Source organism: Synechococcus sp. A15-24, assembly GCF_014280195.1.
GTDB lineage: Bacteria > Cyanobacteriota > Cyanobacteriia > PCC-6307 > Cyanobiaceae > Parasynechococcus.
This window is the reverse complement of the sequence record NZ_CP047960.1, coordinates 554,346-567,059: the sequence shown is the minus strand read 5'-3', so window position 1 is coordinate 567,059 and position 12,714 is coordinate 554,346. Positions and strand designations below refer to the sequence as shown.

Here is a 12,714-nt window from a genome sequence, read left to right as displayed (position 1 = left end):
GTGCGGAAGGAGGAAAAACTCAGGCGTCGGCCACCGCGCCGATGATCGTGTGATTCATCACCACCCGGCCGGTCGTGGTGAGGATGTAACGGCTGATCAGGGCACCGTCTTCGTCAAAACGATCGCGGCGGTAGGTCCACTGCTCAATGCGGGTGCCATCGCTGAGGGTTTCGCTCTTAATGGGCTCGTCCAGCTCATCGTTGTCTTCGACTTCGCCGTTGAAACGCACCCAGATCCAGTCATGCAGGCCGATGCGGGTGTCTTCGAAGGCATGGATCACATCCTCGAGGCTTGAGTAGGTGCGGCTGCGATCACCGAATTCAGGCTGTTCAGCCCCTGGCTGCAGAGCCGTGAGGTAGTAGGAACCGAGCACCATGTCCTGGGACGGGGTCACGATCGGCTCACCGGTGGCCGGCGACAGGATGTTGTTGCTGGCCAGCATCAACATGCGGGCCTCGGTCTGGGCTTCGATCGCCAGGGGCACGTGTACAGCCATCTGGTCACCGTCGAAGTCGGCGTTGAAGGCGGGGCAGACCAGCGGGTGGAGCTGAATGGCGCGACCATCAACGAGCTTCGGTTCGAAGGCCTGGATGCCGAGACGGTGCAGCGTCGGGGCTCGGTTCAACATGATCGGGTGACCGTCGATCACCTCCTGCAGCACCTGCATCACCTCGTCGTCGGCCCGCTGAATGAGCTTCTTGGCCGCCTTGATGTTGTTGACGATGTTCTGGCGGATCAGGCGATGAATCACGAAGGGCTGAAACAGCTCGATCGCCATCTCCTTCGGCAGGCCGCACTGATGCATCTTCAGCTTCGGACCCACCACGATCACGGAACGACCGGAGTAGTCGACCCGTTTGCCCAGCAGGTTCTGACGGAAGCGACCCTGTTTGCCCTCAATGATGTCGCTGAGTGATTTCAGCGGACGGTTATTGGCGCCGACGACGGTGCGACCGCGTCGACCGTTGTCGATCAAGGCGTCGACGGCCTCCTGCAGCATCCGCTTCTCGTTGCGGACGATGATTTCGGGAGCCAGGATTTCCTGAAGCCTGGCCAGACGGTTGTTGCGGTTGATAACCCGCCGGTAGAGATCGTTGAGATCACTGGTGGCGAAACGACCACCATCCAGCTGCACCATCGGGCGGAGATCCGGCGGGATCACCGGAATCACATCCAGCACCATCCACTCAGGACGGGCACTGGTGGCCAGGAAGTTATCGATGACCCGCAGACGCTTGATCAGCTTGGCCCGCTTCTGGCCCTTGCTGCCGTTGATCTCCTCACGCAGCTGCTCAGCCACTTCCTCCAGATTGAGATCTTCGAGCAGTTGCTTGAGCGCCTCAGCACCGATGCCCACCACAGGCTCGTTCTCGATCTCCGATTCCTCGGCATAGATCTCGTCTTCGATCTCCAGCCACTCGTCCTCGGTGAGCAGCTGTTTGTACTTCAGCTCTTTGTGGTCGCCGGGATCCAGCACCACGTAGCAGTTGAAGTAAACGATTTGCTCCACATCCCGCAGGGGCATGTCCAGAAGGATCGCCACATAGCTGGGGATGCCCTTCAGGTACCAGACGTGGGAGACCGGTGCTGCCAGCTTGATGAAACCCATCCGGTGACGACGCACCCGGCTTTCGGTGACCTCCACACCACAGCGCTCACAGACGATGCCGCGGTGACGCACCCGCTTGTACTTACCGCAATGGCATTCCCAGTCCTTGGAGGGACCAAAAATCTTTTCGCAGAACAGCCCGTCCATCTCGGGCTTCAGGGTCCGGTAGTTGATGGTCTCCGGTTTGGTGACCTCACCAACCACCTGACCATTGGGCAGGGTGCGTTGGCCCCACTCCATCACCCGTTCGGGTGAGGCGAGGGTGATCTTGACGTAATCGAAGTGGTTCTCGGTGCGGAGGTTGCTGTTGGTCATGGACGGCGGTTGGAGGAAGGGGTGTCAGTCGTTGTGATCCGTTCGGTCCGTCAGTCCTCGTCGTAATCCGCGACGCCGAGGGATTCGTAGGTGGGACGGCTTGGAGTGCTGCGGCGGGGGTTCACGTCCTGCATCAGATCCACCTCCTTGCCTTCATCGGTGTACACAGCGATGTCGAGACCCAGGGACTGGAGTTCGCGCATCAGCACCTTGAAGGATTCCGGCGTGCCGGGGCGGGGGATCGGCTTGCCCTTGACGATGGCGTTGAGCGCCTCGTTGCGTCCCTGCATGTCGTCGGACTTGACTGTGAGCAGTTCCTGAAGGGTGTAGGCAGCGCCATAAGCCTCGAGAGCCCACACTTCCATCTCACCCAGACGCTGACCGCCCTGCTGAGCCTTACCGCCCAGGGGCTGCTGGGTAACCAGGGAGTAGGGACCGGTTGAGCGGGCGTGGATCTTGTCATCCACCAGGTGCACCAGCTTGAGGAAGTGGGAATAGCCCACGGCCACAGGCTGGTCAAAGGGCTGCCCGGTCCGGCCGTCACGCAGCACCAACTTGCCGGGATCGTCGGGGTTGTACACCCAGGCCTTACCGGGTTGCTTGGCCGCTTCTTTGAGGAAGGCTTCGCAGGTTTCCTGCGACATCTCGGCACCGTGCATTTCGTCAAACGGCACGATCCGAACCCGGGAATCCAGGTTGGATGCAGCCCAGCCCATCAGCAGCTCGAACACCTGACCGACATTCATCCGGCTCGGCACACCCAGAGGGTTGAGGCAGATGTCAACGGGGGTGCCGTCCGGCAGGTAGGGCATGTCCTCCCGGGGAAGGATGCGGCTGATAATGCCCTTGTTGCCGTGGCGACCGGCCATCTTGTCGCCCACCTGAATCTTGCGGCGCTGTGCCACGTAGACCCGCACCACCATGTTGGCGCCGGGCGGCAGTTCATCCCCCTGCTCACGGGTGTAGATCCGTACGTCCACCACACGTCCACGCTCGGTGCCCGGCACCCGCAGGGAGTTGTCGCGAACGTCGCGTGCCTTCTCACCGAAGATCGCCCGCAGCAGCTTCTCTTCCGGCGGCTGGTCCGACTCACCTTTCGGCGTGACCTTGCCCACCAGGATGTCGCCGCTCTCAACGAAGGCACCGACGCGGATGATGCCCATCTCGTCAAGGTTGCCGAGACTCTCCTCAGCGACGTTGGGGATCTCGCGGGTGATCTCCTCAGGTCCGAGCTTGGTCTGACGGGCTTCGATCTCGTACTTCTCGATGTGCACCGAGGTGTAGAGGTCGTCCGTTACAAGACGCTCGCTCACCAGCAAGGCGTCCTCGAAGTTGTAACCCTCCCAGGGCATATAGGCGATCAGCACGTTCTGACCCAGGGCAATTTCACCGCCCTCGCAGGCGGAGCCATCCGCCATCACCTGACCAACGATCACCTGATCGCCGCAACGGACGATCGGTCGGTGGTTGAGGCAGGTGTCCTGGTTGGAGCGCTGATATTTCTGCAGGTAGTGGGTGTGTTCCTGGCCCTCTTCGTCCTGGACGACGATGGCGGTGGCATCCACGAAGATCACGGTGCCGTTGACCCGTGAGATCGGCACCATGCCGGAGTCACGGGCCACCTGGGTCTCAAGACCGGTCCCCACCAGGGCACGCTCAGGACGCAGCAGAGGCACAGCCTGGCGCTGCATGTTGGACCCCATCAGGGCGCGGTTGGCGTCGTCGTGCTCCAGGAAGGGAATCAGGGAAGCAGCGACCGAAATCACCTGAACCGGAGACAAGGCGACGTAATCCACCTGCTCGGGCGGCACCTTCTCGAAGTCCTGGCGGTAGCGAACAGGAATCAGATCAGCCTTGATGCGTCCATCGGATTCGGTGGCGACGTCACCAGGGGCCACCCGCACTTCGTCCTCTCGGTCAGCCGACAGGTAGATGGGATCACCGTCTTTGATGACCACTCCGTTCTCTACTTTCCAGAACGGGGTCTCGATGAAGCCGTACTCATTCACCCGTGCGTGGGTGGCCAGGGAGTTGATCAGACCGGCGTTAGGGCCTTCCGGTGTCTCGATCGGGCAGAGACGGCCGTAATGGGAGGGATGGATATCACGGACAGCAAAGCCGGCGCGCTCCCGGGTGAGACCACCAGGTCCAAGGGCAGAAATGCGGCGCTTGTGGGTCAGCTCAGCCAGAGGGTTCGTCTGATCCATGAACTGGCTCAGCTGGCTGGAGCCGAAGAACTCCTTGATCGCCGCCACCAGTGGCTTGGGGTTCACCAGCTGGGCCGGGGTGAGCGAATCGGTCTCGCCGACTGTCATCCGCTCCTTGATGATTCGCTCGAGGCGGTTGAGGCCCACCCGCACCTGGTTCTGCAGCAGCTCGCCCACGGAACGAACGCGGCGGTTGCCCAGGTGATCGATGTCGTCGAGGCTGGCGCCACCGACATCCAGCTCGAGGTTGATCAGATAGTCGAGGGTGGAGAGCACGTCCTCATGGGTGAGGGTGCGCACCGTGTCGGGGATGGTGAGGCGGAGCTTTTTGTTGATCTTGTAGCGACCAACCCGACCGAGGTCGTAGCGCTTGGGGTCGAAGAAGCGGGTCTGCAAGAGCTGCTGACCACCACTCACCGAGGGTGGTTCACCTGGACGCAGTTTCTTGTAAAGTTCCAGCAGGGCCTGGTCTTCCGAGCTGATGCCCTCATCATTTGCGGCATCAATCGACTTTTTGTAGAACTCCGGGTGCCGCAATTTATCGAGCACGTCGTTATCCGACAGCCCCATCGCGCGCATCAGCACGTGTGCGTTGATCTTGCGGGTCTTGTCGACGCGAACGTGGAGAAGGCTGTTCTTGTCGGTTTCGAACTTCAGCCAGGCGCCACGGTTGGGGATGACGCTGGCGTTGTACGTGCGTCGTCCGTTCTTGTCCATTTCATCCTTGAAATAGACCCCGGGGCTGCGCACGATCTGATTCACGATCACGCGTTCAGCACCGTTGATGATGAAGGTGCCTCGCTCGGTCATCAGCGGCAGTTCACCGATGAAGACCTCCTGCTCCTTGATTTCACCGGTCTCTTTGTTGACCAGGCGGCAGGTCACGTACATCTGCGACGCAAAGGTTGCGTCACGGCGTTTTGCCTCTTCCACATCGTGGCGAGGGCGCTTCAGTCGGTACTCGCTACCGATGAAATGCAGCTCCAGCTTGCCGGTGTAGTCGGTAATGGGGGAGAAGCTCTCCAGCTCCTCGATCAGGCCCAGATCCAGAAACCACTTGAAGCTGGCCCGCTGCACCTCCACCAGATCGGGGAGATAGGTGGCGGTCTTGGCGACCTGAATCGCGCTGCTGCTCATGCGGGGACCGGCAGAGAGGACGAAAGGGACACGACCTGGACGAACACCATCAGCACAACCACATCGCTCCGAGACAGCAAAAGCGGCGGCTGCCCGTCCCGATTAAGGGACCGGCAGCGCCGCAATTGAGCTCAGAGATCGAGGGTCAGATCAGCTGACGACGACAAGTGCACCGGAAGGGAATGGACGCTTCGGGCTCCACGGATTCGGCGAACCGGATCCATGGCCAGGCCAATACATCATCTTACACATCAGACTTGAATGCTTTCCACTCAGTTTATGGAAGACCGAACAAACGACGGGCGTTGGCGGTGCTGCTGGCCGCAACCGTGTCGAGGTCGACACCGCGGAGTTCAGCCACCCGGTTGGCCACCGACGCCACAAAAGCAGGTTCGTTGCGTTTGCCCCGCCGGGGCACCGGCGCCAGGAAGGGGCAATCCGTTTCCACCAGAAAGCGATCCTCCGGCACCTGACGCGCACAGTCATGGGTGGGGACAGCCTTCGGGAAGGTGACCGTGCCACTGAAGCTGATGTAGAAACCGAGCTCCAGGAAGCCGTCCATCTCATCGGGGGTCCCGCCCCAGCAGTGCATCACCCCACGGGGACAGCGACCGTCAGGAACGCGTGCACGAAGCTCGTTGAGCATCGGCTCAGCGGCATCACGGCAATGGATGATCACCGGCAGATCCAACTCCACCGCCAGATCCAGCTGCGGACGGAGCACCTGCAGCTGTTCCTCGAGGTTCTTGTCACGGAATAAATCAAGCCCCAGTTCGCCAATGGCAACGACCCGCTCGTCCTCCAGCGATGCACGTCTCAGCACCGCAATGGTGTCGTCACGCCAGTGCTCCGTATCCAGGGGATGAACCCCCACGGAGTAACGCATCTCAGGGAAGCGATCAGCCAGTGCCCGAATCGCAGGAATTTCGGACGGCTCCACGCAGGCATGCAACAGGGCCTTGACCCCTGCTTCGCGCCAGCGGGAGGCCACCTCATCGAGGTCGTCGTCGAAGTTTCTGAAAACGATGTGACAGTGACTGTCAATCAACGTTGGTGTGGACGACACAGAGGCTGAAACGCGCTTTCAGCCCCATTCTGCCGGCTTCGGTCGATCAGCTGGAGGGCTCGAGCACCTTGCGAACCGTAGCGCTGAGACGAGACTTTTGATGGGCGCCGTTGTTGCGATGCAGCACACCCACCTTCACGGCCTTGTCGATCTTGCTGAATGCAGCATTCATCGAGGCTGAGACGGTTGCCTTGGCTGCATCTCCGGGTTCTTTGCTGTACGCCTCGCAGGCGACGAAGCAACGCCTCATCAGGGTGCGCAGGGCGGACTTGTAAGTGCGGTTGCGAAGGCGGTTGCGTTCAGCGATCTCAATCCGCTTCTTCGCTGCTTGGTTATTGGCCACTGAGGCTGAAACGTTGCGAACAATCCAAAACCATACTCCTCAGCTGGTGACTGGTTCGGGCTCTAGCTTGATTGAACCGAATCTCCATCTGTCTTGTCCGAGAGCCGATCTCTGGCCTTCCCTCTGCGCTGCGTCCGGGATCCACAGCAGGCTGAGGCTGAGTTGCAACGGTTGACGCGCCGGACCCAGACCAGCCAGCAAAGGGATGTTCAGGACCGGGTCGACGCCATTCTCAAGGCGGTTCATGAACGGGGCGATGCTGCCGTGTGCGACTTCACGGAGCGCTTCGACGGATTCCGGCCCGATCCAGTTTCAGTCCCCAAACACCAGCTGGAAAAAGCCTGGAAGGCCCTGCCGGAGAACCTGCGCGATGCGCTGGAACTGGCCCATCGCCGCATCAACGAGTTTCACCAGCGGCAGCGTCCGGAGGACATCCGGATGGAAGGGGCCCACGGCGAGCAGTTGGGACGGCGCTGGCGACCGGTGCAGCGGGCAGGTCTCTACGTGCCCGGTGGACGGGCTGCTTACCCCAGCACCGTTCTGATGAATGCGGTCCCGGCACGGGTGGCCGGCGTTGAACAGGTTGTGATCTGCTCCCCCGCCGGGTCCGATGGTCAGGTGAGTCCCGTCGTGCTGGCGGCCGCGCATCTGGCCAGCGTTCACACGGTGATGCGCATCGGTGGCGCTCAGGCCATTGCTGCGATGGCTTTCGGCACCGAAAGCGTTCCCAAGGTGGATGTGATCAGCGGCCCGGGCAACATATATGTAACCCTGGCCAAGCAGGCGGTCTACGGCCAGGTGGGCATCGATTCGCTGGCTGGTCCCAGCGAAGTTCTCGTGATCGCTGACCAGAGCGCCCAACCGGAGCAGGTGGCGGCCGACCTGCTGGCTCAGGCGGAGCATGATCCCCTCGCCTCCTCCGTGCTGATCACCACCTCACACCAGCTTGCCGATGGAATAGGCAGCGCCATCGCACAACAGCTGGAGGATCATCCCCGCCGCGAGATCTGCGAAGCCTCACTTCGAGACTGGGGGTTGGTGGTGGTCTGTGACGACCTCGAGACCTGCGCCCAGCTCAGTGACAGCTTTGCTCCAGAGCACCTGGAGCTGCTGGTGGAGCGTCCCGAGGCCGTGGCCGATCGGATCCAACACGCCGGAGCCATCTTTCTGGGTCCCTGGTCACCGGAGGCCGTTGGCGATTACCTGGCTGGCCCAAACCACACGTTGCCCACATGCGCCGCGGCCCGGTTCAGCGGTGCCCTCAGCGTGGAGACGTTCATGCGCCACACCTCGATGATCCAGTTCAACCGTGCAGCTCTGGATGCCACCGCCTCAGCGGTGTGTGAACTGGCGGAAAGCGAAGGACTGCACAGCCATGCGGAGTCCGTCCGCAAGCGGCTCAGCTGAGCCGCTTCTCCAGGCTGCGAACCCCCGCAGACCCATCGGTGATCTCTCCAACCAGCACCTCATCAACGAGATCAACGAACAACCCGTTCTCCAGAACACCGGGAATGTTGTTCACCGTTGATTCCAGTGCCGCCGGATCGGAAATCCCACCGTTCATTGTCACATCGAGAACGAGATTGCCCTGATCGGTCACCACCGGGCCAGCTTTGCGCTGGGCCATGCGCAGTTCGGCTTTGCCGCCGAGAGCTGCCAGCTGGTGCTGAACCTGACGCCAGGCACCGGGTAAGACTTCCACCGGCAACAGAAATCCCAGGTTCAATCGCTCCACGAGCTTGGTGGAATCCACGACCACAACGAACCGATCGGCGCGAGCTGCCACCAGCTTCTCCTGAACGTGACAGGCACCGCCGCCTTTGATCAGTTGAAAGCCTGGATCCACTTCATCGGCGCCATCGATGGCCAGATCGATGCGATCAACCGCATTGAGGCTGAGCAGAGGGATGTTGAGCTCCGCGGCAAGAACCTCACCTTGGAAGGAGGTGGTGACACCAACAATGTCCTTCAGCTCACCACAGGCCAGCTTCGCCCCGAGGGCTTTGATCATCAGGGCAGCCGTGGAACCAGACCCGAGACCCAGAACCATGCCGTCCTTGATCTGCTCAACGGCGGCATCGGCCACCGCTTGCTTCATCTGGGTCTGGAGATCGGCCATCGAACCGGATTGGTTGGGCGCGACCGTAGCAAGGGTTTCAGGCCAGACCCGGTAAGGGGGCCGGCTTCACCGACAGGTTGATCTCGCGACCATTGCGCAGCAGTTTCAAGGGGAGGGGGGTGCCAACCCGGGCCGCATCAACCACCTCCAGCAAGGCCTGGGGATCCTCGACGGGACTTTCATCAACAGCAATCACCAGATCACCGCGACGCAGGCCTGCCTTGTCGGAGGGGCCATCCGGCAGCACGCTCTGAACCAGGGCGCCGTTGCGTTCGGGCAGTTGCACCAGGGCGTTGGGATCGCGGTTGTGCTCACGGGCGATGCGAGCGGTCAGTCCCACCAGCTGCAGTCCGATGTAGGGATGCACCACCTCACCGTCCTGAAGCAGCTGATCAGCGACCCGACGCGCCAGGTTGATCGGAATCGCAAAGCCAAGACCAGCTCCGGGGCCTGACCGCACCAGAGTGTTGATCCCGATTACCTCGCCGTCACCATTCACCAACGGTCCGCCGGAATTGCCTGGGTTGATGGCGGCATCGGTCTGGATCAGATCAAGCCGTTTGTCGGAGAAGCCGAGACTGTTGATATTGCGGTGCAGGCTGCTGACGATGCCCAAGGTCACCGTGCGTTCCAGGCCGTAGGGAGTGCCGAGGGCAATGGCCCAGTCGCCCACTTGCATCGCTTCGGAGTCTCCGAGGGGCGCCTGCGGTGGCAGAGCGCTTGTGTCCAGGCGAACCAGGGCGAGGTCGGTCACAGGATCCGTGCCCACCACACGCCCATCCAGCTGGTCACCATCCGCCAGCGTGACGCTCACGGTTTCCACCCGATCCACCACGTGGGCATTGGTCAGCACCAGGCCATCGGGATCGATCACCACGCCGGAACCCTGCCCTCGCTCGCGCTCCTGACCAACCGGCGGATCGCCGAGCAGATCGCGCAGCAACGGGTCGATCAGGGTCGGATCAAAAGGTTGCCGCTCCACTGTGCGTTCGGTGTCGATCCGCACGACAGCTGGGGCAACCTTTTCAACGGCATCGGCCACAAAGCTGTGCTCCAGTGCCACAGCCGGTTGAACGCCGATCAACAGCATCAACCCGATGCACAGCACTCGGCACCATCGTTTCAACATCAGCGGCACGTCGTTCGTTATCCCGTTGTAAAGGATTCGAGCGATGGTCCGGATCGGAGCCAACAATGACCCGAAAGCCACTGGTTTTAGTTACCGCATTTCCGTTCAAGGTTGCAACTGATCAACCAGCGCAACAGACGGGGCACTGATTAGTGTCCCGTCGTGCTTTGCCATTGAACCGTGACCGCCACACCGGAGATTCTTTGCTGCCCTCTCTGCCAGGTGTCTATTGAATCCAATGGTGGAACGCTAGATGCCGTGCAGTTCAGCAATGGTCCGAAAGGGACCCGCAGCAAGCTTTGGAGCCGGGTATGCCAATACCTCAAAACGCCTGATCAACAGCGCCAGTGCATCAATCAGGATCCCGACCTCAGGGGTGTTGAGCAGAAGGGCGATGCCTTCCCCGATGCACCATCCATTGATCTGCCGAAGAGCTGACATTCGTCAGGCCGTCGGATACATTGAATTTGTGTCCGACGCGCAGCTCCCGAGGGAGATCGGCCACAACTGAATGCACGTCGGGCTTGCCCGACCTCAGTTTCCATTGCCGCATCCCCTGCTTCCTGAACTCGAGTCCCTGGCCACATCCGTGGCCGCAGATCAGGGCTTTGAACTGTGCGGTATCCAGCTGCTTACGCATCTGGCTCCGATGACGCTGGAGGTCCACATCCGCCGCAGCAACGATGTTGACGTCAACCTGGATGATTGCGCCGGTTTCAGTGGAACCCTTGGAGAGGCTCTGGAGAGCGCTCAGCTGCTGAGCGAGGCCTATGTTCTGGAGATCAGCAGTCCTGGGATCGGGGAGACCCTGTCCAGCGATCGCGACTTTCAGACCTTCCGGGGTTTTCCTGTGGAAGTCGTGCATCGCGACAGAAATGACACGGAACAGCGGCTGGAAGGGCTGCTGCTGGAGCGAGACGAGGACACGCTGCAGATCAACATCCGCGGCCGGATCAAACGCCTGCCCCGCGATCACGTGCTCAGTGTCCGCCTCACAAGTCCCGGCTCGTAACCAGTCGAACCGAACAGCTTTCTCATCACCTCTGACACCTCGACCCAATGGCTCTCGTTCTGCTTCCAGGCCTCAGCAACCTGATCGACGACATCAGCGAAGAGAAGAAGTTGCCGCCTCAGGTGGTGGAAGCGGCCCTGCGCGAAGCCCTGCTGAAGGGCTACGAGCGTTATCGGCGCACCATGTATCTAGGCATCAGCGAAGACCCCTTTGACGAGGAGTACTTCAGCAATTTCGATGTCGGACTCGACCTGGAGGAAGAGGGCTACCGGGTTCTGGCGAGCAAAATCATCGTGGAGGAGGTGGAAAGTGAAGACCACCAGATCGCCCTGGAGGAGGTGATGCAGGTGGCGGACGACGCTCAGGCGGGCGACACCGTGGTGCTTGACGTCACTCCGGAGAAGGATGATTTCGGCCGCATGGCGGCTGCCACCACAAAGCAGGTGCTGGCCCAGAAGCTGCGGGATCAACAGCGCCGCATGATCCAGGAGGAGTTCGCCGATCTGGAAGACCCTGTGCTGACCGCACGGGTGATCCGGTTTGAGCGTCAATCCGTGATCATGGCCGTGAGCTCAGGGTTGGGCAGGCCTGAAGTGGAAGCCGAACTGCCTCGCCGCGATCAGCTCCCCAACGACAACTACCGCGCCAATGCCACCTTCAAGGTGTTCCTCAAAGAGGTGAGCGAGGTGCCGCGGCGCGGCCCGCAGCTGTTTGTCAGCCGCTCCAATGCGGGCTTGGTGGTTTACCTCTTTGAAAACGAGGTGCCCGAAATCCAGGAGGGATCGGTCCGCATCGTGGCGGTGGCACGGGAAGCCAACCCACCATCACGGTCCGTCGGCCCCCGTACCAAGGTGGCAGTGGACAGCATCGAACGGGAAGTGGATCCGGTGGGTGCCTGCATCGGTGCCCGCGGTTCACGCATCCAGCAGGTGGTGAACGAACTGCGCGGCGAGAAGATCGATGTGATCCGCTGGTCCCAGGACCCCGGCCAGTACATCGCCAACTCCCTCAGTCCGGCGCGGGTTGAAATGGTTCGCCTGGTGGATCCACTCGGTCAGCACGCCCATGTGCTGGTTCCCCCCGACCAACTCAGCCTGGCCATCGGTCGCGAGGGGCAGAACGTGCGGCTGGCGGCACGCCTCACGGGCTGGAAGATCGACATCAAGAACTCCACGGAGTACGACCAGGCCGCAGAAGACGCCGTGGTCGCCGAGCTGATCTCTCAACGAGAACAGGAAGAGGCGCTGCAGATGGAGGCGGAGGAACGGCTGGCCGCGGAGCAGGCCGCACGTGCCGAAGAAGATGCCCGCCTGCGGGAGCTCTATCCGCTGCCTGAAGACGATGAGGATTACGTGGAGGGAGACGAGTTGGGCGAAAGCGAGCAGATCGAGGCCACCGCTTCTGAAGAGCTGCCCGGAGAGGAGCCGACCAGCGAGGAACCTGCCCCTGAGGACGACGGCGAGGTTGCCCGGTGAATCAACGCCCCATCCTGCGTCGCTGTGTGGCCTGCCGCCAGCTTCTGGATCGCCGCTCCCTCTGGAGGGTGATCCGAGACCATCAGGATGGGGTCCGTGTTGACAGAGGGATGGGTCGATCGGCCTACCTCTGTCAACGCGAGGCATGCCTCGAGGAGGCCAGGCGCCGCAAACGACTTCAGAAAGCCCTGCGTTGTCAGGTGCCCGATGACGTCCTCGCAGCGTTGGGACAGCGGCTCCGTGATGCCACGGACGTGACCGCTGAGGCAAACTGAACATTGGCCCCACATTGCGTGTGGCCA

The 12,714-nt window shown here is 61.4% G+C and carries 11 protein-coding genes; 5 read left to right on the top strand and 6 right to left on the bottom strand.

The window, feature by feature from the left end; genetic code table 11:
- Nucleotides 1–19: 19 nt before the first annotated feature.
- The 4 genes from rpoC1 to rpsT form a co-directional block, all read right to left on the bottom strand.
- The gene (gene rpoC1, locus SynA1524_RS02980) at nt 20–1,924 is read right to left on the bottom strand and encodes a DNA-directed RNA polymerase subunit gamma (protein WP_186498875.1); all 1,905 of its coding nucleotides are present in this window, start codon (nt 1,922–1,924) and stop codon (nt 20–22) included.
- Between the two features lie 50 nt (nt 1,925–1,974).
- Nucleotides 1,975–5,268: a DNA-directed RNA polymerase subunit beta gene (gene rpoB, locus SynA1524_RS02975; RefSeq protein WP_186498874.1), complete on the bottom strand. Its 3,294-nt coding sequence runs from the start codon at nt 5,266–5,268 to the stop codon at nt 1,975–1,977.
- A gap of 277 nt (nt 5,269–5,545) precedes the next feature.
- Complete coding sequence (locus tag SynA1524_RS02970) at nt 5,546–6,334, bottom strand: TatD family hydrolase (RefSeq protein WP_186498873.1); 789 nt, start codon at nt 6,332–6,334, stop codon at nt 5,546–5,548.
- A 46-nt stretch (nt 6,335–6,380) separates the two neighbouring features.
- Nucleotides 6,381–6,677, bottom strand: coding sequence for a 30S ribosomal protein S20 (gene rpsT / locus SynA1524_RS02965; protein WP_186498872.1), 297 nt, complete (start codon nt 6,675–6,677; stop codon nt 6,381–6,383).
- Between the two features lie 93 nt (nt 6,678–6,770).
- Here rpsT and hisD point away from each other — a divergent pair, with 93 nt between their 5' ends.
- On the top strand, nt 6,771–8,084 hold the full coding sequence (gene hisD / locus SynA1524_RS02960; protein WP_186498871.1) for a histidinol dehydrogenase: 1,314 nt from the start codon (nt 6,771–6,773) through the stop codon (nt 8,082–8,084).
- Here hisD and rpiA read toward each other — a convergent pair.
- Together rpiA and SynA1524_RS02950 are read right to left on the bottom strand one after the other, a co-directional pair.
- Entirely contained in the window at nt 8,077–8,796 is a 720-nt protein-coding gene (gene rpiA, locus SynA1524_RS02955; RefSeq protein WP_186498870.1) for a ribose-5-phosphate isomerase RpiA, read from the bottom strand. The two genes, hisD and rpiA, sit on opposite strands and share 8 nt — an antisense overlap.
- Nucleotides 8,797–8,833: 37 nt before the next feature.
- The gene (locus SynA1524_RS02950; RefSeq protein WP_186499473.1) at nt 8,834–9,886 is read right to left on the bottom strand and encodes a trypsin-like peptidase domain-containing protein; all 1,053 of its coding nucleotides are present in this window, start codon (nt 9,884–9,886) and stop codon (nt 8,834–8,836) included.
- 219 nt (nt 9,887–10,105) lie between these two features.
- Between SynA1524_RS02950 and nblD the strand changes: the two genes are divergently transcribed.
- From nblD to SynA1524_RS02930, 4 genes are all read left to right on the top strand, one after another.
- Nucleotides 10,106–10,363 carry an NblD family protein gene (gene nblD, locus SynA1524_RS02945; protein ID WP_286188651.1) on the top strand — a complete coding sequence of 86 codons (258 nt, stop codon included), beginning with the start codon at nt 10,106–10,108 and terminating at the stop codon, nt 10,361–10,363.
- 73 nt (nt 10,364–10,436) lie between these two features.
- Nucleotides 10,437–10,937, top strand: coding sequence for a ribosome maturation factor RimP (rimP, locus tag SynA1524_RS02940; RefSeq protein ID WP_186498869.1), 501 nt, complete (start codon nt 10,437–10,439; stop codon nt 10,935–10,937).
- Between the two features lie 47 nt (nt 10,938–10,984).
- Nucleotides 10,985–12,412 (top strand): transcription termination factor NusA, encoded by a 1,428-nt coding sequence (gene nusA / locus SynA1524_RS02935; RefSeq protein WP_186498868.1) that lies wholly within the window; start codon nt 10,985–10,987, stop codon nt 12,410–12,412.
- A complete protein-coding gene (locus SynA1524_RS02930; protein ID WP_186498867.1) occupies nt 12,409–12,687 on the top strand; it encodes a YlxR family protein in 279 nt (92 codons plus the stop codon). Before nusA ends, SynA1524_RS02930 begins: the two co-directional genes overlap by 4 nt.
- Nucleotides 12,688–12,714 lie beyond the last annotated feature (27 nt).